The 20066-nt window shown below is 53.2% G+C and carries 21 protein-coding genes; 15 read left to right on the plus strand and 6 right to left on the minus strand.

What is annotated here, in order from left to right:
- The first annotated feature begins 29 nt into the window (after positions 1-29).
- From CHH75_RS02920 to CHH75_RS02950, 7 genes are all read left to right on the plus strand, one after another.
- The gene (locus CHH75_RS02920) at positions 30-998 is read left to right on the plus strand and encodes an ABC transporter permease (protein ID WP_095263036.1); all 969 of its coding nucleotides are present in this window, start codon (positions 30-32) and stop codon (positions 996-998) included.
- A 20-nt stretch (positions 999-1018) separates the two neighbouring features.
- Positions 1019-1897: a carbohydrate ABC transporter permease gene (locus CHH75_RS02925; protein WP_095263037.1), complete on the plus strand. Its 879-nt coding sequence runs from the start codon at positions 1019-1021 to the stop codon at positions 1895-1897.
- Positions 1898-1921: 24 nt separating this feature from the next.
- On the plus strand, positions 1922-3313 hold the full coding sequence (locus CHH75_RS02930; protein ID WP_095397414.1) for a family 43 glycosylhydrolase: 1392 nt from the start codon (positions 1922-1924) through the stop codon (positions 3311-3313).
- 24 nt (positions 3314-3337) lie between these two features.
- Positions 3338-4471 carry a prenyltransferase/squalene oxidase repeat-containing protein gene (locus CHH75_RS02935; RefSeq protein ID WP_095397415.1) on the plus strand — a complete coding sequence of 378 codons (1134 nt, stop codon included), beginning with the start codon at positions 3338-3340 and terminating at the stop codon, positions 4469-4471.
- Positions 4464-5756 (plus strand): MFS transporter, encoded by a 1293-nt coding sequence (locus CHH75_RS02940; protein WP_095263040.1) that lies wholly within the window; start codon positions 4464-4466, stop codon positions 5754-5756. The genes CHH75_RS02935 and CHH75_RS02940 overlap by 8 nt, the downstream gene beginning before the upstream one ends.
- A 252-nt stretch (positions 5757-6008) precedes the next feature.
- Positions 6009-6335 carry a cupin domain-containing protein gene (locus CHH75_RS02945; RefSeq protein WP_095263041.1) on the plus strand — a complete coding sequence of 109 codons (327 nt, stop codon included), beginning with the start codon at positions 6009-6011 and terminating at the stop codon, positions 6333-6335.
- 132 nt (positions 6336-6467) lie between these two features.
- Complete coding sequence (locus CHH75_RS02950) at positions 6468-7265, plus strand: alpha/beta hydrolase (RefSeq protein ID WP_095397416.1); 798 nt, start codon at positions 6468-6470, stop codon at positions 7263-7265.
- Between the two features lie 143 nt (positions 7266-7408).
- Here CHH75_RS02950 and CHH75_RS02955 read toward each other — a convergent pair whose 3' ends face one another.
- From CHH75_RS02955 to CHH75_RS02965, 3 genes are read right to left on the minus strand one after another with little or no spacing between them, the layout of a single operon-like run.
- Entirely contained in the window at positions 7409-8557 is a 1149-nt protein-coding gene (locus CHH75_RS02955; protein ID WP_425320422.1) for an ABC transporter permease, read from the minus strand.
- Complete coding sequence (locus tag CHH75_RS02960; RefSeq protein WP_244908046.1) at positions 8466-9506, minus strand: ABC transporter ATP-binding protein; 1041 nt, start codon at positions 9504-9506, stop codon at positions 8466-8468. The genes CHH75_RS02955 and CHH75_RS02960 overlap by 92 nt, the downstream gene beginning before the upstream one ends.
- Positions 9507-9508: 2 nt before the next feature.
- Complete coding sequence (locus CHH75_RS02965) at positions 9509-10672, minus strand: COG1470 family protein (protein ID WP_095263045.1); 1164 nt, start codon at positions 10670-10672, stop codon at positions 9509-9511.
- A 210-nt stretch (positions 10673-10882) separates the two neighbouring features.
- Here CHH75_RS02965 and CHH75_RS02970 point away from each other — a divergent pair, with 210 nt between their 5' ends.
- The 3 genes from CHH75_RS02970 to sigK all read left to right on the plus strand — a co-directional run bounded on the left by CHH75_RS02970 (position 10883) and on the right by sigK (position 13301).
- Complete coding sequence (locus CHH75_RS02970; protein WP_095397417.1) at positions 10883-11488, plus strand: RNA polymerase sigma factor; 606 nt, start codon at positions 10883-10885, stop codon at positions 11486-11488.
- Complete coding sequence (locus CHH75_RS02975) at positions 11463-12371, plus strand: anti-sigma factor (RefSeq protein WP_095397418.1); 909 nt, start codon at positions 11463-11465, stop codon at positions 12369-12371. The genes CHH75_RS02970 and CHH75_RS02975 overlap by 26 nt, the downstream gene beginning before the upstream one ends.
- 228 nt (positions 12372-12599) lie before the next feature.
- Complete coding sequence (gene sigK, locus CHH75_RS02980) at positions 12600-13301, plus strand: RNA polymerase sporulation sigma factor SigK (protein WP_095263048.1); 702 nt, start codon at positions 12600-12602, stop codon at positions 13299-13301.
- A 170-nt stretch (positions 13302-13471) separates the two neighbouring features.
- On the opposite strand, the gene CHH75_RS02985 is transcribed toward sigK, so the two are convergent.
- The 3 genes from CHH75_RS02985 to CHH75_RS02995 form a co-directional block, all read right to left on the minus strand.
- Complete coding sequence (locus tag CHH75_RS02985) at positions 13472-13711, minus strand: hypothetical protein (RefSeq protein WP_095397419.1); 240 nt, start codon at positions 13709-13711, stop codon at positions 13472-13474.
- A 159-nt stretch (positions 13712-13870) separates the two neighbouring features.
- Positions 13871-14167: a hypothetical protein gene (locus CHH75_RS02990; RefSeq protein WP_095397420.1), complete on the minus strand. Its 297-nt coding sequence runs from the start codon at positions 14165-14167 to the stop codon at positions 13871-13873.
- A gap of 181 nt (positions 14168-14348) precedes the next feature.
- Positions 14349-15188 carry a sugar phosphate isomerase/epimerase family protein gene (locus CHH75_RS02995; RefSeq protein WP_095263051.1) on the minus strand — a complete coding sequence of 280 codons (840 nt, stop codon included), beginning with the start codon at positions 15186-15188 and terminating at the stop codon, positions 14349-14351.
- Between the two features lie 343 nt (positions 15189-15531).
- On the opposite strand from CHH75_RS02995, the gene CHH75_RS03000 reads away from it, so the two are divergent.
- The 5 genes from CHH75_RS03000 to CHH75_RS03020 all read left to right on the plus strand — a co-directional run bounded on the left by CHH75_RS03000 (position 15532) and on the right by CHH75_RS03020 (position 20013).
- Positions 15532-16491 carry an acetylxylan esterase gene (locus CHH75_RS03000; RefSeq protein WP_095397421.1) on the plus strand — a complete coding sequence of 320 codons (960 nt, stop codon included), beginning with the start codon at positions 15532-15534 and terminating at the stop codon, positions 16489-16491.
- A gap of 222 nt (positions 16492-16713) precedes the next feature.
- The gene (locus CHH75_RS03005; RefSeq protein ID WP_095263053.1) at positions 16714-17085 is read left to right on the plus strand and encodes a Na-translocating system protein MpsC family protein; all 372 of its coding nucleotides are present in this window, start codon (positions 16714-16716) and stop codon (positions 17083-17085) included.
- Positions 17086-17212: 127 nt separating this feature from the next.
- Positions 17213-17992 (plus strand): ABC transporter ATP-binding protein, encoded by a 780-nt coding sequence (locus CHH75_RS03010; RefSeq protein WP_095263054.1) that lies wholly within the window; start codon positions 17213-17215, stop codon positions 17990-17992.
- 18 nt (positions 17993-18010) lie between these two features.
- Positions 18011-18892 carry an ABC transporter permease gene (locus tag CHH75_RS03015; protein WP_095263055.1) on the plus strand — a complete coding sequence of 294 codons (882 nt, stop codon included), beginning with the start codon at positions 18011-18013 and terminating at the stop codon, positions 18890-18892.
- Positions 18893-18966: 74 nt separating this feature from the next.
- Entirely contained in the window at positions 18967-20013 is a 1047-nt protein-coding gene (locus tag CHH75_RS03020) for an ABC transporter substrate-binding protein (protein WP_095263056.1), read from the plus strand.
- Positions 20014-20066 lie beyond the last annotated feature (53 nt).

The raw sequence follows: 20066 nt of genomic DNA on the forward strand, positions 1-20066 counted from the left end.
TGTCGGGAACAGAAAGGAAGTCGAGGATCATGAGTGAGACAGCTGTGAGCACCGGGATGAATCCAGATGTAGATGTAAAGCCGCCCAAGCAAGATTCAGGACGGATGAAGCGAATAATCAAAAACCGAGCTATCTATATGATGATTCTTCCCGGGTTCTTATACTTCCTGATCTTTAAATACATCCCGATGTCGGGATTGGTAATTGCTTTTCAGGACTATCAAGCATTTCTGGGAGTAATGAACAGCCCCTGGGTAGGGTTCAAGCATTTCGAACGTCTGTTCACAGAGCCGATGTTTTTTACGATATTAAGCAATACCTTAATACTGTTCATGATGAATCTTTTGTTCTATTTTCCGGTGCCGATCATTCTCGCCTTGATGCTGAATGAGGTGCGGCGCGAAGTATTCAAGCGTTTTATCCAGACGATGGTATACATTCCTCACTTCATGTCGTGGGTCATCATCGTATCGATTTCATTTGTCATGCTGTCCATGGACCGCGGGATCATCAATGAGTTGCTGGCGATGATGGGCTTTGAGAAAATCAATTTCCTGATGAGCAGCGACTGGTTCAGGCCGATGTATGTGCTCCAGGTCATATGGCGTGAAGCCGGCTGGGGGACAATTATCTATCTGGCAGCGATGGCGGCGATTGACCCGGGATTGTACGAGGCTTCCCGCATCGACGGGGCCAGCAGGTTCCGCCAAATCTGGCATATTACCCTTCCTTCGATCCGCAGTGTCATCGTGGTGCTGCTGATTTTGAAGATCGGGGATGTGCTGGAGCTTGGATTTGAGCATGTCTATCTGCTGCTGAACTCGATGAACCGGGAAGTGGCGGAAATATTCGATACGTATGTATATACCGCAGGGCTTCGGCAGGGGCAGTTCAGCTTCAGTACGGCGGTCGGATTCTTCAAGTCGATCATCGGTCTGATTATGGTAATGCTGGCCAACTGGCTGGCCAAAAAAGCCGGCGAAGAGGGCATCTATTAAGATGAGAAAGGTGGAGCGCTATGGTACATGACAAAACAATACCGAGCCGGATTTTCGATATCGTCAATTATACGCTGTTGTTGATTATCGGCCTCGTTACAATTCTGCCTTTCCTGCATGTCATCGCCGGTTCGTTTACGACGGTGGCTGAGCTGGCACAGAAGCGGTTTGTCCTGTTCCCGACGGAATGGTCGCTGGACGCTTACAGATATATATTTTCAACGAATACCATATTCAAATCCCTTGGCGTTTCTGTCGGGGTCACGTTCTTCGGCACGATGTTCAGCATGCTGCTGACATGTCTGATGGCCTATGGCCTGTCTCGCAAAGATTTGGACGGACGCAATTTCATTATGTTCATGGTCGTATTTACGATGCTGTTCAGCGGCGGCATGATCCCGACCTTCCTCGTGGTGAAGGAGCTTGGCATGATCGATACGTATGCGGCGCTGATCGTACCGACGGCGATTAATGCGTTCAACCTTATCATTATGAGGAACTTTTTTCAGAACCTGCCCGAAGGTCTTGAGGAATCTGCCAAAATTGACGGTGCCGGCGACTGGGGGATTTTGTTCCGGATTGTCATTCCGCTGTCCATGCCTGCGATTGCAACGATTTCGCTGTTCTATGCCGTGACCTACTGGAACACGTACATGCAGGCGATTCTGTATCTGAATGACGGAGCCAAGTGGCCGGTGCAGGTTATTTTGCGCCAGATCGTTATCCTGGCCAGCGGGCTGACCGCCGACACCTCCAGCATGGAGGACTTTGTCCGGCCGCCAGAGCAGACGGTGAAGATGGCGGTTATCGTGGTGGCGACGCTTCCGATTTTGTGCGTATATCCGTTCTTGCAGAAGCATTTTGCCAAGGGGGCCCTGCTCGGCTCGATTAAAGGATAATAAGGAAAACTCGGAGGAGCTCTCATGGAGAACAAGCTGTACGCGCCTATTATTGGCGGGAACTACGCCGATCCTTCCATTATTCGGGTCGGTGAAGATTATTATATGACGCATTCTTCCTATAAGCTGACACCTGGACTCATCATTTGGCATTCCCGGGATCTGCTCCATTGGACGAAAGTTGGCGCTGCGCTGACCCGCTATGGCGGGGATGTGTGGGCGCCCGATTTTGCCGTGCATAACGGGCGCTACTATATCTATTATCCTGCCGGAGGGACGAACTGGGTCGTAACGGCGGAGCATCCGGCCGGTCCGTGGAGTGAACCGATCAATCTCGGAATTAAGGGGATTGACCCTGGTCATACGGTTGGTCCGGACGGGAAGCGCTATCTGCATATGTCCGGCGGATACATTGTCGAATTGAGCGATGACGGACTGTCGGTGGTCGGCGAGGCAAGGGAAATCTACGAGGGCTGGCGCTATCCGGAGGATTGGGTGGTCGAAGGATACAGCCTGGAAGGCCCTAAGGTCACCTATCATAACGGCTATTACTATTTGACCGTGGCCATCGGAGGGACAGCCGGTCCGCCTACGAGCCATATGGCGGTGTCATCAAGGTCCAGGACGCCTTGGGGACCGTGGGAGCATTCCCCGTATAATCCGGTGGTCCGCACCTGGAGCAAGGAAGAGGCGTGGTGGTCCAAGGGACATGCATCGCTTATTGATGCACCGGACGGGCAATGGTGGATGGTCTATCATGCCTATGCAAGCGGCTATCATACGCTCGGAAGACAGACGCTGCTGGAGCCGATTGAATGGACAGAAGACGGCTGGTTCCGCGCGGCTGGCAAGGCAGAAGCCAATCCGGCTGCTGAAGCCTTCAAGTTCCAAGATTCCTTCCAGGAACCGGGCCTTTGCCTGGAGTGGCAGACAGAAGGCACAGAACCGGAACAGCGTTTTCGAACCGGTCCGGGTGGGCTGATTGCGTCCGGAGCTTCGGAGAAGGAGCGGCACTCGCCTTTATTTTATATGCCAGCGCACAAGCGGTATATGGCAGAGGTAGAGGTTGCCCTGGAAGGGGAAGTCGAGGGGAGGCTCGTGCTGTATTACAACGACTATGCCTATTTGGGGCTTGGTGTACACGGCGGCGGAGTGCGGTTTTTCCGTTCCTTCAAAAATTATGCCACGATGCCAAGCGACAGCGGATACGCTTGGGTGCGGATCGTGAATGATGAGCACATCGTTTCTTTTTATTACAGTTTTGATGGCACGAAGTGGATGAAGTATGACAAGGTGGTGGACGCATCAGGCATGCACCATAATACGCTCGGCGGGTTTCAGAGCCTTCGCATCGGACTGGATGCCGTGGGCCGCGGCAAGGCGGTCTTCCGAAAATTCACTTATAAAGAGCTATAACTAGAGACGAAAGAAGGGAACGGAATGAAGCGGCGATTGGATGGTATTCTTGAACGGGGAGACGGGTTGTTTGACGGCTTTTTTGAATGGCTTGAGGGCCAATACGATCCGGACTCCGGAGGCTTCTATTATGCGCGCAGTTCGAGGGATTCCGGGGAATTTGTGCCGGATATCGAATCAACGGCTCAGGCGCTGAACATTATCGAGCGCTGCGGGCTTGCCCCATACCTGACAGAGGACATGAAGAAGGGCGTTGTCCGTTTTTTTCAGAGCAGACAGGACCCAGAGACGGGGTATTTCTATGATGCCAATCCGAATATGAGACAAGACGACGTGATGGTGGGCCGCGCGCTCGGATACAGTCTTAGGGCACTCCGTAAATTCGGCGCGGAGCCGCTGTATCCGCTGCCGGGCAGCAGCCTTGGAGATGCGGCGAGTTCATTTCCGGATTACTGTCAATCGCCCGAAGCGTACGGCGAGTGGCTTCGCTCGATCAGTCTCGCAAACAGCTGGCGCGGCTGCGACAGGCTGTGCAACTCCGCTCCTTATTTAGCGCAGATGGAGGAGGAGAAGCGTGAGCCGTTTTTGCAGCAGGCGCTGTCTTATTTTGCAAGCATACAGAATCCAGAGACGGGACTCTGGGGCGAAGGCGCTCCCTACGTTCAAATATCCGGAACCTTCAAGCTGTTGACGTTCTACAGCAAATTTGAAGTGCCGCTTCCGCGTACTGAACAAATTTACAATGCGCTGCTTCATGCATTGCGGCATGAAACCGCATCGGACATGTGTTATATCCGCAATCCGATCAGTCTGCTATCGGCGATCCATGTCCCGATGACCGAAGAGGAGTTGACTGAGATCGCGGAGATCACACTGGACAACATGGCAAGGCTTAAGCGAACGGATGGCGGTTTTTCCAGAGAGATTGACCATTCACCGCCGGCGCCGAATGTGGCCCAGGTTAAACAGGGTGAGTATTACCCCGACATGCCAGCAGCGGTTCCGATCGGGAAAGGAGAGGTTGAAGGGGATATGAACGCCGGTACGCAGGCTGTTCTCATCCGCTATTCCCTGCGGCAATTTGCAGGACTGGATGAACAGATGCTGCCGGCTGCAAAGGTCTGGCTGTCCACCAGGCTTACCTCGGCGGATGGGTAGTTTCGGCAGATGGATCCGGGGGTCCGGGAGATCTTCTCCGGACAACCAGCTCTCCGAAGAAGCGCGTATCACCCTGTTCAACCACGGCATCTATCAATTCGGGAACGCTTTGGCGGCGATTTTGGTCAACCTGTATTTGTGGCGGCTCACGAGCGATCTATGGGTCAACGGAGTGTTCAATCTGATGACGCTGGCGGTGGCGCCGATGGCCTCGATTCTGATCGGAAAGGCAGCCAAGCAGAGGGACCGGCTGCTTGCCTATCGGCTGGGGATATATCTGACGGCGCTATTCTATCTGTGTATCCTGATTGCCGGTGAGCGGATGGTGGATTGGTATATCGCCTTTGCCCTTTTGAAAGGGATCTCCACCGCTTTTTACTGGCTTGGGCATTTCACGATGATTCAGGATGTGACAGATCATGAGAACCGGCACCGCTACCTCGGGCTGAATCTCATTATTACTAACGTCTCGCTGTTGGCTGGACCGGCGCTGGCCGGCGTGATCGTCGGATGGTCCGACGGGTTTCAAGGCTATACCTATGTGTATCTTTTGGCATTTCTGATGTTTGCTTATGCCTCGGTGAACAGCCTGAAAATGAAAAGACGGGAAACCCAGCATAAAGCCTATTATTTAAAATATGCGCTGCAAATCATGCGGAAATATCCGGCTTATTACCGGTCCTTGCTGGGCTGGTTTGTGTTCGGGCTTCCACAAGGAATCCTCGCCTATATTCCGGCGATCCTGCTCTATCAGGCTGTGCCGAGGGAGGCCTTTGTCAATTACATGAATGTTGTCTTTTTGAGCGTTACGATCCTGTCAGGGTTTGCGCTGGCCAAATGGGGGCGGCCCGGGCTGAACAACCTGTATTTGAACATCGCTGCAGCCGGCTTCATTATCGGCTCGATCCCGCTGTTTGCCGGAATTGAGCTGTGGTCGGTCATTTTGTTCATGCTGTTGTTCTCTTGTGTAAAGCCGCTGCAAAACAACGCATATACCTCTTACTACTACAAGCTTAGCGGAGATCTTCCGCTCGGAGAGCATTTCAAGGTGGAGGCGGTGGTGCTGCGCGAAACGTTCACCAATGCCGGAAGATGTGCGGGCGTTATTCTGTACATGCTGATTTCGGTCCAGCTGGAGCAGGGCGCGCTGGTATGGGTGCTGACGGGCATTGCGCTGCTTCAGCTGCTGGTCGGCTGGCTGGCCTCGCCTTCGTTCCCGGCGTTCCGTATAGGAACCCTGCACAGGGACAACCGCAGTCCGGGTCTGGACGGAAAGGAAATGTAGCGGCAGCTACCAGATTCCCGGAATTCGCCCGGGATCGGCGGTTTTGCAGCAAGCGGGCCGCCCCAGTATAAACAGTCGCAAAAAGGATGCGGTAGGAGTAGGAGAACGATAGGCCTGCGGCGAAGTAGATACGGGAAATGATCGGCTGAAGGAAGCGAGGCTGAGCATGGATCTGTGAAGCGGCAGGCGGTGTACTGTCCGGGGAAACTCGGGAGGAGCAATGGATCACAAGCGAAGGAGGAATGGTTATTTATGGCACCCATCGGAGTATGGGAAGCGGCAGAGCCGGGCGTGAAACGGAAGCTGTTCCAGCCGGGAAAAGAACTGATGATGATGGAGGTTCATTTCGAGGAGGGAGCCATCGGCGCTTTGCATCGACATCCCCATGAACAGATGAGTTATTGCTTGAAAGGTTCTATCGAATTCTATATTGATGGCGAAATAACGGTCATCCGCGAAGGGGATACCATTGTCATCCCCGGCAATGCGGAGCATGGCGTCAAGGCGCTGGAGCCATCGGTCCTGCTGGACACATTCACACCGCTCAGACTGGACCTGCTTGCCAAGGGACAAGGGTGAAGAAGGAGCGGAAATGAAAGGGAGTCAGCCCACGTCCTAAGCTTCATGCATCGATGATCATACGCCAGACTGCTCCAGGGTCTTATAGCAGACTCTGGAGGCTGGCAATATAACCGAGAGGAGCTGCAGTGGATGAAACTATGGGAGAATATACAGAAAACCCCAGGCTATGAACCGGGAGAAGGGGCATTTGTGCCTGAAATAACGCCTTATCTGATTGAGGATGGAGTCGTTCGGGGCGCGGTGCTTGTGCTGCCTGGCGGTGGATACAGGCTCAGAGCGGATCATGAAGGGGAGCCGGTGGCCAAATGGCTGAACTCCATCGGTTTGTCGGCGTTTGTGGTGCATTATCGTGTGTCACCGTACCAGCATCCTTATCCGCTTCTGGATGCCAAACGAGCGATCCGACTTGTGCGATACCATGCCCAGGAATGGAACATCGATCCGAATCGTATCGGTATTCTGGGCTTTTCTGCTGGAGGGCATCTGGCCGCATGTGCAAGTACGCATTTTGATAAAGGGGATCCAGAGGCATCTGATCCGGTTGAACGGGAGAGCTCCCGTCCCGACATTTCGGTGCTGTGCTATCCGGTCATCTCATTCAAGCAATTTACGCATGAAGGGTCGGTAAGCCACCTGTTGGGGGATCATCCGACTGAGGCATTGCGGCGCGAGCTGTCCGGAGAACTCGCGGTCCAGCCGAACACGCCGCCGGCGTTTCTATGGCATACGGCCGACGACAGTGCAGTTCCGGTCGAGAACAGTCTGTTGTATGCGGGAGCGTTAAGTAAACATCATATTCCGTTCGGGCTTCACGTCTTCCCGCATGGACGACATGGACTTGGCCTGGCCGAGGATGTGCCGGATGTATCGCGGTGGACAAGCTTATGCGAGGAGTGGTTAAGAACGATCGGTTATCTAAAGGAGTAGGAAAAAGCGAGCTCTTCTCCATGATCGGACATGAGATCATGAAGGGTTCATCCAGAAGATAAGAAACAAGCTCATCTGAATCATGGCGATTCGGATGAGCTTGTTGTTTATATAGGTTCGCTGCTGATGAGGTAGTCCGCGAATCAGGCCCGTCCTCTGATCTCTTGGCGCAGGAACATCACGTATGAAATGGCAAAGCAGATCAGCGTGGCTGCAGTGAGGCCGGTAATTTGCGGCCACACGAGCAGCAGGCTTTGGCCGAATGGAAGCGGGCTGGCGATGGCGCCATATACCTGTTCGGTCGTCAGCGGCCCCAAATTTCGGATTGACGGCATCAGCAAGGTGCTCGCCGCCTCGTTAAACAGCGTGTACGGGGACAATCTTCCCAGCCATAGCATCATATTTTGATAGTTCAGCACATCATTCATCGTGGCGGTTGCGGCGTTCGGGGCTATGCCTCGGGCCAGCAGGTTCAGAATCATGTCAAAAAAGAAGCTGAAGAACAGCCACACCGCGATGCTGGAGAGCGCGGAGGTTGCCGGCTGGCGGAACCGCACCGAGAACGTGATGGACAGGTTGAGCCAGAAGGCGACGTAAAAGATCGTCACCACCAGAAAGCTGATCACCCGCAAAAATTCCTCGAAAGTAGGCGGGATGCCGATAATGAGTGTGCCGAGCGCCATCGTAAGCAAACCGAGCGTCAGAAACATCAGGCTGATGACCATGAGGGAAGCAACAAATTTGGCATTGAGCAGATCGTCGCGGTGGATCGGCTGGGCCATAATCCGGCTCAGTGTTCCCTTGTTGCGCTCGCTGTTGATAGCGTCAAATCCCATGCCGATTCCAAGCAGCGGGCCGAGAAACCCGACAAAGCCGATGAAGGTTGGGAGCGTGCCATCCGAGATGGTAAACAGCTTCAGAATGACAAAGTCATTCGTTTCGCTGTCCGAGCGGATCGCTTCCTGAATGCTGTTCATGGCCGTGTACAGCGACGCTACGCAAGTCAGGGCGATAATGCCAAGCAGCAGAATAAAACGCCAGCTCCGAATATGATCGGCCACTTCCTTGCGGATCAGTACCCCGAATGGAGATGGACCCGAATGATGCGCTCGCACGGAGTCACGGGCGGAAGGGCCCGGCCGTTTCGATAGCGACTGTTTCACTTTGGCGGCCAGACTGCTTGCGCTTGCTCCGAGGCTTTTAAGCTTGGCTGTAATGCTTGCTGTCGCTCTTCTCTCCATGCTTGTCGTCACCTCCTGCAAAATAACGATGGTAAATTTCGTCGAGGCCATATTGCTGTCTGCTCAGGGAGAACAGCCTTCCACCGCCCTCAACAATTCTTCTGGCAACTTCCGGACTGCAGTCTGTGCTTGAACGGATAATGAGCCTCACCGCAGTGTCCGGTTCAGGCACATCCGCTTCTGCCGGGCTGTTATCTGCTTGCAAGGAAGCGCCAACCTCCAGATGATGCACGCCCTCGATGCTTCGGATTTCATCCTGGAGGCGGGAGCTGTATCCGTCCATCTCGGCGGTGATGATAATCGGATCATCGGCAAACAAGGTGCGCGAGAGGCTTGAAACGTCGCCTTGAGCCAGCAGCTGCCCGCGGACGAACAGACCGACACGGTCGCAGATTTGCTGCACCTGATGCAGCTGGTGGGATGACAGGAGCACCGTCAGGTGCTGCTCGCGGCTGAGCTTTCTTATGAGGCCGAGCAGCTCCTCCATCCCTGTCGGGTCAATCCCGAGCGTAGGCTCATCGAGAATGATGATCTCGGGCGATTTCACCAGCACATCAGCCAGGCCGAGCCGCTGGCGCATCCCGCGGGAATAGGCTCCCGCTTTTTTATTCGCGGCATGAGTCAAGCCAACCTGCTCCAGCAGCTCTGTCGCTCTGCCGCGGGCTGTCTCCTCCGGGATGCCGTTCAAGCGAGCAGTGAGCATCAAATTCTCAAACCCGGTTCGATCTTCATAGAATCCGACATCGTCGGGCAAGTATCCGACCCGCCGCTTGACCGGAATCGGTTCTCTTGTCGGATTAAGCCCGAGGACGTTGATCGTCCCGGAATCCGGCTCACTCAGCCCAAGCAGCATCAGAATGGTAGTGGACTTGCCGGCGCCGTTCGGACCGAGCAGACCGAAAATCTCGCCGCGCTGGATTTGAAGAGACAGACCGTCAACCGCTTTGGTTCCGTTGTAGCTTTTGGTTAACTCGTGAATATCAATGACCGTTTCCGTCACGGTTATCTCCTCCCGTACGTGCGAATCAAATAGTAGATCCCTCCGAGTATCGCCAGAATGACAAGCACCCCGATCCATCCCCACAGCATGGAGCCTTTCACGGCGATGCGGAATTGCGCATTTGAGCTGGCTTCAGCAGCGGAAGCCTTCAGGCTGGTCACATAATCGCCGGCAATGGCTTTGTCGCTAGCGGTGATTTTGGCTTCAACTGTCGTGGACTGCCCTGCAGCCAGGCTTTCGATCGTTTTCGGATTGAAGGTAACCTCCCAATCCACCGGAGCTTCGGAACTAAGGTTGATGTCGCTCAGATCGGCGGTGCCTGTATTTTTTACTAGCAATTCGATCGTTTTGCTGCCACCGGCGGTTACATTGGAGCTCAGCAGGCCGCTAGGTGTCGTAAGCTGAAGCCCGTAAGAACCGGTAATGACCGCTTCCAAGGTCAGTTCAGAGGAGGTGGACTGGTTGGATGCCCGAATCGGAATGGAATACGTGCCTTGCGTCACTTCGGCTGGCGGCTTGACGTCCACGGTGATGGACTGGCTTTGTCCCGCCTCAATCTCGACGGAGGACACCTGGTTGCCACCGGACGTAAACTTCACGTCCCAGCCCGGTTCGCCGCTCGCTTGCAGCGCATAGTTCTGGGTTTCCGCGGTTCGGTTCTGCAAGTTTACGGTATACGTAAACGTGGAATCGGCATGTCCCTCCAGATTGGCCTGATCTGTGGTCAGCTCGGTTTGATACGTTCCTTTTTCCGTAATTTCGACTGTCAAAGGCAGACTGGCCATGCTGCCGGCCGTTAATTGAAAACGATAAGACCCTTTGTCAATTTCAAGCGGTACCCCGACCTCCAGCGTCACGGACTCGGACTCTCCAGGCTTGACGGACACTTCCTTCAGCTGCCAGCCCCCGCTGTTCAGCTTGGCGGTCCAGTTCTCCGGCAGACCCGACAGCTGGAGCGGGGCCGTGACGACACTGTTGGTGTTGTTGTATACCTCTACGCTATAGTTGATTGTCTCCCCCGGCGGAACGGAAATCGAGGTATATGGGGTGTACAGTGTCACTTCACCCGCGGCAAAGGCCGACTTTCCATTCGTAAACAGGCTTGCCCCCAGCACGAATAGGAGCAGCAAACTCAGCAGTTTCATTTTGGATTTGGATACATTCATGAACTACCCCTCCTGATTTTTATGTGGTCATAAAGGGTACGAATGACGCGCAGAAGTGGATTTACAACAAAGCTTAAAAGAAGCTAAAAAATTCATTAAAAGAACATGAAAAGCCCGGAACAGGATTCAAAACAACGAACAGTTTTGCTAAAATGTGATCGAAAAAATTCGGCTGATCCATAAAGGAAAGGGGATAAGGAGGAGCTTGGGATGAACGACAATCCTGAGATGTGGCTGGCGGAGATTGCCGAGGGGTCGGCGGCGGCCTTTGGACGCTTCTATGAAGCCTACGCCAAAATGGTGTACCGGCTGGCCTTCCAGTTTACGAAAGATGCCGCCGAAGCGGAGGACTTATGCCAGGATATATTCATGGAAGTGCTGCATAAAGCAGAGCAATATGACCCGGATCGGGGCAGTGTCGAGGCATGGCTTGCAGTAAGAACGCGCTGTAGAGCAATGGACCGGCTGCGGCGGAAACAGCGTCTGGCGATCACGGAATGGAGCGAGGATACGCTGCCGGAGACGTTGTGGACGGGGGAACGGGAAGCTGTGGAGGTTGCTGCCCTGAGGCAGGTCGAGCTGGAGCAGGTGAAAAAGGCATTGAAAACCATACCGCCGATGCAGCGAATGGCCGTCTACGGAAGCTATGTGGAGCAGATGTCGCACCGGGAGATGGCCGAACTGATGAAGCGGCCTGTAGGCACTGTGAAATCACTGATCCGATACGGCATACAGAACGTAAGAAAGCGACTGGATATCGTCAGCGGGAAGGAAGGAGGGGGCTCGGAGCATGAAACATTCAAAGTCCGGCCTTGAATATCTTGCTGAGCAGTACCCCGGCTGTCCGCTTTATCCGGAAGAGAAGCTGGTGGATTACGCGATGGGCCGGCTCTCAGCGCTCGAGTCACACCATCTGGAGCGCCATCTTGCCACATGTGCCCGTTGTGCCGGCACGGTCGTGGAGTGGCAGAACTTGCTTGGCGCCGAAGCGGGAGCCATTACGCATGATATGCCGCTCGGAACCGCAGCCACTAGCCAGGAGGGAGTTATGGTCAGGGATGGGGACGAGCATGCTGTATATGACTATATACCTTCGGTTGCGGAATGGAATCTTACGAGCGATGCATATCCAGGAGTGACAGCCGCACATGAGCCATCGGCCCGATTAAGGAGCAAGCTGATGCGCGCCGCATATAAACGCGCGATTGTGAGAAGAATCAAATCCAGGCCATGGCCATTCATTGCCAGTCAGGCATTGGCGGGTGCGCTGCTCGTGATGCTTGTCATCGGTTTGTTCTCGTTCAAGAACGATCTGGGCCAACAGGAAGCGACCTTTGAGCATACGGTGAACCAGCGAATCGCCCATATGCAGAGCGAGGATACCGAACGATATGTCATTCAACCGGTAGGGCCTTTCTATGGCAGCGGATCGGTATGGCTCAAGCGGGCTTCCGGGGAGATGCTGATCGTTGTAAAGGGCCTGCACTCTCTGGAGGAGAAGGACTACCAGGTCTGGCTCCAGAACGGCAATCAACTGTCGAGTGCCGGATTTATGCTCGTTCCGGGGCCGCAAGGAAGAAGCTATTATTATGGTGTTGTGACGGGAGATGCCGAGCGAATCGTGGTCAGCATGGAGCCCAAGGGAGGCAGCCTGAGACCGACGGGACCAGAGGCGGTGCTGGTTGAGATGAGAAGGTAGAGCAGATGTAGAGGGGACAAGAGGATGGGGGCTTCTGCCGGCTCCAATCGGCAAGCGGAAGGGTACTCCGAAGGTTCACCTTCGGGACCGTTAATCGTCGCATTGTTATTTTAGCAAATGGTGGCTGTACATGCACTTCTGGGCGACTGCCTACATACAATGAAAGGACCGAGAAACCGTGCCGATCTAGGACCGGTTGCATTGTATTTTCGCAGGAGGTGTCCCCAAGTGCCTGGATTGTTTACCGCCATTGCATTATTTATCAAAGAGTTGACCCTGCTCGTATCGTACGTGAAAAACAATGCGTTTCCCCAGCCTCTGACCGAGGAAGAGGAGGCTAAGCATTTGCAGCTAATGGCCGAAGGCGATCCCCAATCACGCAACAAGCTGATTGAGCATAACCTTCGGCTCGTGGCGCATATTGTCAAAAAATTCGACAATACTGGCGAGGACCTCGAAGACCTAATCTCCATCGGAACGATTGGACTGATCAAGGCGATTGAAAGCTTTCGCCCGAACAAAGGGACCAAGCTGGCTACGTTTGCCGCTCGCTGTATCGAAAATGAGATACTGATGCATCTCAGATCACTTAAGAAGACACGAAAGGATGTTTCTCTGCATGATCCGATCGGGACGGACAAGGAAGGAAATGAGATCACCTTAATCGATATCCTTGGCAGTGAAGCGGATGATATCGTGGATGCCGTACAATTGAAAATCGAGAAAAGTAAAATCTACAGAAATCTCGACATATTGGATGACCGAGAGAAGGAAGTGGTCATCGGACGCTTCGGACTGGAAGCAGGCGGGGAAGAGAGAACACAGCGAGAAATCGCTAAGGAGCTGGGCATTTCAAGGAGCTACGTGTCGAGGATCGAGAAGCGTGCGCTTATGAAGCTGTATCATGAGTTTTACAAGCAGAAGAAATGAATGTTCAATCAGGCACGACAAGGAACGAAACGAGATAACATTCATGGACTAAGAATAAGCCCCGTCAGGGGCTTATATCATTTCAATTCTTAAACATCCTAAATATTAATAATCCGAATGTTCGGTGCCCAAACTCTGGAAATTACCCACCCCCACGTTTAGTTCGACGATTACGTAACTCTGCGCAGCGATGCCAGACGACGGAGTAGGGTAGGGGGACCGTAAGTCACGGTACGGAGAAGCATCGGTGCAGCAACGCTGCCCACCATGCCGAATATTTCGGAGTGCAGTCCCTTCTGCCCAATGACATATCCGCAGAACCCGCCGATAAACTCAATGGAAACATACCGCGTTAGGCTGGATAACGACACCACGTAGACAACAAATTCATCGTTTCTCCTCGTTCTCATTCCGCTCCCCTTTGTGTTTGTATCGTTTTTTTCACAGCACTCAGCATTCGATATTTTTCATGCCATTTTATGTCCAGCCTGCGTGCGGTATTCATCTGAATGTCCGATTTTCTCCCAAAAAATTACCCTCCTTGTCCGATGATGGACAGGAGGGTCGTTTCATGAAGGATCGGATTCGTAAGACGCCTGTTCTGCATCAAGCTCAGGCTGAAGGATTTGATCCTCGGAGGGGAAATCCCGCTGCTGCTGTTTATGCAGACTTCGATTTTCATAGTCAAAGCGGTTCGGCGGTCGTTGATCGACCCTCCACGGTGTGCTCTTGCCGAGAGAGTCGGCGGTGATGCTGGATCCGAAAGGTCCTTCCGGGAATTCCTCGGCCGTAAGGTCGTTCCGCTGGGATTCCACGGTGGACAGATCGGTGTAACGATCGCGGTCTTCCTTCTTGAAAGGGCTCATGGCAGCGACTCCTTCTGCAGGATATGTCGGTAGTGTGCCCGGTAAAAAGGGGAAATATGTCCCAAGTCATCCCCGTGGAGCATGATTGAATGATTAGACGCCCTCATCCGGCGACAATCGGCCCCGCCAGCAATTTATCGACTGCCGTGCAGCACGGTGCGAGTCGCGGCTCCCCTTACTTTTACACCAGTCCAGCTGCTCCGAACACCTTGTCAAAGGCTTGGCGCGACTTGGCTGCCAGCTCCTCCGGCGAGCCTTCCGGCGCCGCAGCTGTCAGTATTTCCTGCGTTACCGGCCCGTTATATCCGATCGTGTCCAAAGCCTGGAGGAATCCAGTCAGATCAATAACCCCTTCGCCAGGATATAAGCGATCATTATCGAGGACATCCTGAACAGGAACATCTCTGGCGTCATTGATATGTACATGGACGATTTGCTCCGGCTTCAGGCTGTGAATGTCCGCCACTTCCATTTCGTTGGTATGCCAGTGAAATGCATCGAGCAGCAGTCCTACATTCGGTGCGTGAATCGCGTCGATCCAATCAAGCGTCTCCTGCATCGTCCAGATAAAAGGATGTTTCCACTGGGTACGGAGGTGGTGCGGCCCCACAAATTCAAGGCCAAGCCGGATGCCGTAGGCACCGAGAATCTCAGCGCATAGACGCAAACGCTTGGTTGCCTGCGCCATGAAATGCGCTGCCGGCAAATCCGTGGACGGAAGAATGTACGTGCAGCAACGGGTGCATCCGAGCGCCGCTGCAGCAGCAGCCTCGGCAGGCAATGCCGCCAGTCCTTCGAGAAATTCGCGGTCTCCTTTACGCCATTCTACCGAGAGGCCGATGGCTCCAATGCGGATATGCCGCTCTTCAAGCAGAGAAAGCGCCTCGTCTGTACCCAGGCGATCGACAAGTCCTTTAGCGCTTACATCCACAACGGAAAAATGATAGCGGGAGGCCAGTTCAATCAGCTGTGTGTCGCTTTCCAATTTCCCCAAACCTGCTCCTGTCAGTCCTTGTTGCATCGTTATCGACTCCATTCATGATTAGAATTGATTAAAGATCACACCGAAACATCAGGCTGTCTCCAACAGTATAAAACCAAGCAGAGCAAATGAACAGGGTTATGCTCACATTCCACTAAGCCATTTTAATCGCTGAGGCGATTCATACGGGGCATAGCTTGAGATGTGATCGTTCTTGAATTTGGCGGCCGGGACAGGGATTGGGCGCACAATGACGAATAAGGAGTTGGGGCGGCTAGAAAAGCTGAATCATGAGCATACCGGGATTTTGCCATGCGGACAGGCTTGTTGCTGTCCCGATCCCTAACATCATAATCCAGTCGTAAAGGAGCTTATAACCGATATGAACACAATCAAGCAGCGAAAGCTGGAGCTGGACAATTGCAGACCGGAACCGACCATGGATACAGAGACGTTAACCCGCTTCTGGGATGAAGCGCTAACCGGATATTCCGGCAAAATGCTAGATATCGTGTTAACCCCTGAAGTGACCCCTTATTCGGCCATGGACGTATCCAAAGTCAGCTATCGGGGATATGATGACACTCCGATTCATGCATGGTATATCAGGCCGAAATCACGCGCGGAGGAAGAACGCCGCATTCCATGTATCGTGACATTTCCGGGCTATACCGGGGACAAGGGATATCCCGAGCGATATGCGCACTGGGTGCTTCTTGGTTATGCGGTGCTTGCGGTCGATGTAAGGGGACAGGGCGGGGAAACCGGCAATCTGCTGCCGATGGACAGCGGCGTTGTCAAAGGATGGATGACGCAGGGCATTACGGATATTCACCGTTCTTACTATATGGCGATTTCTATAGATGCTGTGCGGGCAATCGACACAGCAGCGGTCCTGCCCGGGGTTGATCCGGATCGAATTGCTGTAGCGGGCGGCAGTCAAGGCGGTGGCCTGTCATTGATGTGCGGAGCCCTCAGCGGGAAGGTCGCTGCGATCGTAGCCGATATTCCGAACATGTGCCGCATGGATTATGGCGTGTTGCACTCAGCAAGTTCATTGAGCGAGGTGGCGGGTTACATTAAAAGATTTCCGGATCAACTCGATGCCGTGCTTGAGCATTTGGCCCATTTTGACATGCTGAACCTGGGGCCCCGGATCAAGGCGCCTGTGCTCGTGTCGGCTGGGTGGAAGGACACCGTCTGCATGCCTGAGACGATATATGCCGCATACAATCGAATGCAGGCTCCGAAGGAAATGAAAGATTATCCATTTTCGGGGCATGAGGTGAACGAGTATCAGAAGCGGCAGGCCGTTCAATTTTTACAAAGCGTGCTGGGATAAGTGGATAGGGTGTGGGTGTGTCGGTTACAACAGCCCCTCATGTCATTATTATGTTATCATTTATGACACAATAAGAATAATTGTTAACTTTTTTGACGTTATAGTATTGACATCACGCTGATACTGTCTATAATTAAACCCAAGGATGATGTTTCTTGATGAACACCCGAATACCTACCCCGGTCAATGTAATAATATATTACACATAAGGGATGTTGAATAATGACAACAGCAGGCGAACTCAAACAGGACATTTTGAGGGTTTACAACGCGATAAATAAGAAAATATTTAACGTGGGTGTAAAGCAGCAAAAGGTCGACTTCGTCGGCAACAAAATCATTATTGTGTCAAGGAACAGTCGAGTCCCCGTCCTTAAACTGCTGGATGAGAATTACCCCCTCTCTACCCGGCAGTTGGACCACCTTTTATTTCAATTGTTGAAACAGGAGATCAAACAATCTTTTGAAACGCAGTTTAAATTGAATATCATTACGATTCTTAAAGATTACGATGCAGAGACCGAATACTCCGGTACCATCGTGTTCTTGGAGAAAGACGTGGAAGCTTATCTGAACGACAAGCCCGAACTCTGAGAGGAGAGCTGGCCAATCGTCAGTTTGGTACCCATATGCACTTCGTTGCATTTTGGGACTGGACTGGCGATTTTTTTATACCCATATTGTCAACAAACTCACTATACGATCAAAAGGAGGACGCATAATGAGTCACAAAATCGAGATTTCCGGTGTCAGCAAATGGTTTCGCAGAGACGGTCAAGAGATTCCTGCCATGAGGGAGACAAGCCTCTCGATTGAAGCAGGGAGATTCGTCAGCATCATCGGGCCCAGCGGATGCGGCAAATCGACGCTGTTCAATATTATCGCCGGGCTCATGCCGCCCTCCACAGGCAAGGTGCTTGCCGACGGGGAGAACATTGTGGGCAAGACCGGCTATGTCGGCTATATGCTGCAGAAGGATATGCTTCTGCCTTGGCGCACTATTCTGGACAATATCATTTTAGGCATGGAGATTCGGGGAGTTCCATACAAGGAAGCGACCGAGCGGGCGCTGCCGTTGATGGAGAAGTACGGGCTGAAGGGCTTCGACAAGCATTATCCACGGGAGCTTTCCGGGGGAATGAGACAGCGGGCTGCGCTGCTTCGGACATTGCTGTATGACCGGGATATTATTTTGCTGGACGAGCCCTTTGGGGCGCTGGATGCGCAGACGAGGCTGACGATGCAAAACTGGCTGCTGCAAATCTGGGCCGATTTCGGCAAAACGGTGCTGTTTGTCACCCACGACATTGATGAAGCAATTTATTTATCTGACGACATCTATGTGTTCTCTTCCAGGCCGGGGAGAATCAAGACCAAGATTACCGTTACGATGGAACGCCCGCGAAAAACCGAGGATATGACCTCTCCGGCATTCATGGATTTAAAGCATCATTTGCTGGATCTGCTGTCTGCCGGACATGACGAGGAGCAAATTTCATAAAAGGGAGAGAGATTGCCGATGGAAACTGCACGTAAGGAAGCTTTTATCGTTCATGCTGTTGCACCGGCGGAAACGGTGCCGGAAACGTCTGTAAGGCCGGAGGTGGTGCCCTATATTCTGGATGAAGAGGCGATCGCGCGCGCCAGAAGCAGACGAATTGTGTGGGGGCGCTTTGCCGTTGCCGTCCTTATCTTTCTGGTCTGGGAAGTGTTTACGCGGATCGGATGGCTGGATTCCTATTATTGGAGCAGTCCGAGCGCCATTCTAACGACCACCTGGACTCAGATCACGGAGGGGTCGCTGCTGGGGGATATCGCTTATACGTCAGGCTCGACCTTGCTTGGCTTTGTGTTTGGCACCTTTCTAGGCGCGCTGCTCGGGCTGTCATTCTGGTGGTCCAGGTCTTATGCGGGCATCAGTGAGCCGTACCTGATCATTCTGAACGCCATGCCGAAGCTGGCGCTTGCGCCTGTGCTGGTCATCCTGCTGGGGATCGGATTTTTCTCCAAAGTTGCGCTGGCCTTCTCCATGACGGTGGTCGTATCCGCGCTGTCTGCCTACAGCGGTGTGAAAAGCGTTGACCCGGACATGGAGAAGCTGATGTACTCTCTGGGCGCGAAGCGGCATCAGGTGTTCGCGAAGGTGGTCGTTCCATGGTCGATGCCCTGGATCATTAGCAGCTTGCGCATTAACATAGCGCTTGCCCTCGCTGGCGCCATTGTCGGAGAGTTCATCGCCTCCAGTCAAGGTGTCGGACGAATGATTATGTATGCAGGAACGATTCTGGACATCAATCTGGTGTGGGTGGGCGTCGTGGTGCTGTCGCTGTTGTCCATGCTGATGTACTGGGGTGTGGTCGTTCTGGAGAAATGGCTGTCCAAAGGGCTGGCCAAGCAGTAGACAACCTATACTCAGACTTGCCTTCACAAGCATGGCGACGGATTAATCCATTTAATTAATCAAGGGGGATTCCTATGTACAAAAAGATGACGAAGCTGCTGCCGCTGTTACTTGCCATGATCATGATTGTAAGCATCCTTTCCGCCTGTTCGGGCGGGAATGCGGGCGGCAGCGCGAACGCCGCTTCGGACGGGGGCAAGCTGAGGAAGCTTGTGATCGCTGAACCGCTTCACTCCACGGGTTATTTGCCGCTCTATGTGGCGCAGAGAGAAGGATATTTTGAGAAGAGAGGACTGGAGGTTGAGGTTATTCAGGCTGCAGGCGGGGCCCACGTAGCGGCGGTTGTCAGCGGAGACGCCTGGGCGGTGATCGGCGGCACAGAGTCCAACGCGCTGGCGAACAACAACAATTCGGACCCGATCATTTCGGTTGTGAATGTGGTGAATCGGGCCAACGTCTATCTTATGGCTAAAAAAGGGACAGGCCCGGCGGGAAGCTCGCCGGAAGAGCTGAAAGCTTTTCTCCAGGGCAAAAAGATTAACGCCGGACGTCACGGTGGAACTCCGAATTTGCTCACCCGGTATTTGCTTATCCAGCTCGGGCTTGATCCGGAGAAGGATGTACAGCTGCTTGAGCCGGCTGATGCTTCGACCGTTGTCACGATGGTTCAACAAGGGGCGGCCGATATCGCCAACGGGGCTGAACCGCAGATCAGTGACGGCATTGCGAAAGAGGTATGGGACGAGCCGTTCTATAAATTTCATGATCTCGGCGACTTCTCGTATTCCGTGCTTAGCGTGAAGAAATCCACGATTGAGAAGGAGCCGGAGACGGTGCAAAACTTTACCGACGCGATTATCGAAGCGCTGCAAGCGGTACAGACGGACAAGGAGCTGGCCAAGCGCAATTTGAAGGCCGAATTTCCTACGTTGTCTGACGAGGCCATTCAGGCATCCCTGGATCGTGCATATGAGGATCATCTGTGGAGTCTGGACGGAATGATCTCGGAGACGGCTTTGGACACCGACATGGATGTTATGATTCAGACCGGCATTTTCAAGGGCGACTATACGTATGACGGGCTGGTAGATATGCAATTTGTGGAACGATCCGGCCAATAACGATTGCCATCCTATCCTGCGCTCTGATGGGGCGAAAACCTTTCGAAATGGAG

Source organism: Paenibacillus sp. 7541, assembly GCF_002276395.1.
Lineage (GTDB): Bacteria > Bacillota > Bacilli > Paenibacillales > Paenibacillaceae > Paenibacillus_AQ > Paenibacillus_AQ campinasensis.

Coding starts and splice junctions, on each gene's coding strand:
- CHH75_RS02920 (WP_095263036.1), top strand. CDS start 30: ATGAGTGAGACAGCTGTGAGCACCGGGATGAATCCAGATGTAGATGTA.
- CHH75_RS02925 (WP_095263037.1), top strand. CDS start 1,019: ATGGTACATGACAAAACAATACCGAGCCGGATTTTCGATATCGTCAAT.
- CHH75_RS02930 (WP_095397414.1), top strand. CDS start 1,922: ATGGAGAACAAGCTGTACGCGCCTATTATTGGCGGGAACTACGCCGAT.
- CHH75_RS02935 (WP_095397415.1), top strand. CDS start 3,338: ATGAAGCGGCGATTGGATGGTATTCTTGAACGGGGAGACGGGTTGTTT.
- CHH75_RS02940 (WP_095263040.1), top strand. CDS start 4,464: ATGGGTAGTTTCGGCAGATGGATCCGGGGGTCCGGGAGATCTTCTCCG.
- CHH75_RS02945 (WP_095263041.1), top strand. CDS start 6,009: ATGGCACCCATCGGAGTATGGGAAGCGGCAGAGCCGGGCGTGAAACGG.
- CHH75_RS02950 (WP_095397416.1), top strand. CDS start 6,468: ATGAAACTATGGGAGAATATACAGAAAACCCCAGGCTATGAACCGGGA.
- CHH75_RS02955 (WP_425320422.1), bottom strand. CDS start 8,557: ATGGCCTCGACGAAATTTACCATCGTTATTTTGCAGGAGGTGACGACA.
- CHH75_RS02965 (WP_095263045.1), bottom strand. CDS start 10,672: ATGAATGTATCCAAATCCAAAATGAAACTGCTGAGTTTGCTGCTCCTA.
- CHH75_RS02970 (WP_095397417.1), top strand. CDS start 10,883: ATGAACGACAATCCTGAGATGTGGCTGGCGGAGATTGCCGAGGGGTCG.
- CHH75_RS02975 (WP_095397418.1), top strand. CDS start 11,463: ATGAAACATTCAAAGTCCGGCCTTGAATATCTTGCTGAGCAGTACCCC.
- CHH75_RS02985 (WP_095397419.1), bottom strand. CDS start 13,711: ATGAGAACGAGGAGAAACGATGAATTTGTTGTCTACGTGGTGTCGTTA.
- CHH75_RS02990 (WP_095397420.1), bottom strand. CDS start 14,167: ATGAGCCCTTTCAAGAAGGAAGACCGCGATCGTTACACCGATCTGTCC.
- CHH75_RS02995 (WP_095263051.1), bottom strand. CDS start 15,188: ATGCAACAAGGACTGACAGGAGCAGGTTTGGGGAAATTGGAAAGCGAC.
- CHH75_RS03000 (WP_095397421.1), top strand. CDS start 15,532: ATGAACACAATCAAGCAGCGAAAGCTGGAGCTGGACAATTGCAGACCG.
- CHH75_RS03005 (WP_095263053.1), top strand. CDS start 16,714: ATGACAACAGCAGGCGAACTCAAACAGGACATTTTGAGGGTTTACAAC.
- CHH75_RS03010 (WP_095263054.1), top strand. CDS start 17,213: ATGAGTCACAAAATCGAGATTTCCGGTGTCAGCAAATGGTTTCGCAGA.
- CHH75_RS03015 (WP_095263055.1), top strand. CDS start 18,011: ATGGAAACTGCACGTAAGGAAGCTTTTATCGTTCATGCTGTTGCACCG.
- CHH75_RS03020 (WP_095263056.1), top strand. CDS start 18,967: ATGTACAAAAAGATGACGAAGCTGCTGCCGCTGTTACTTGCCATGATC.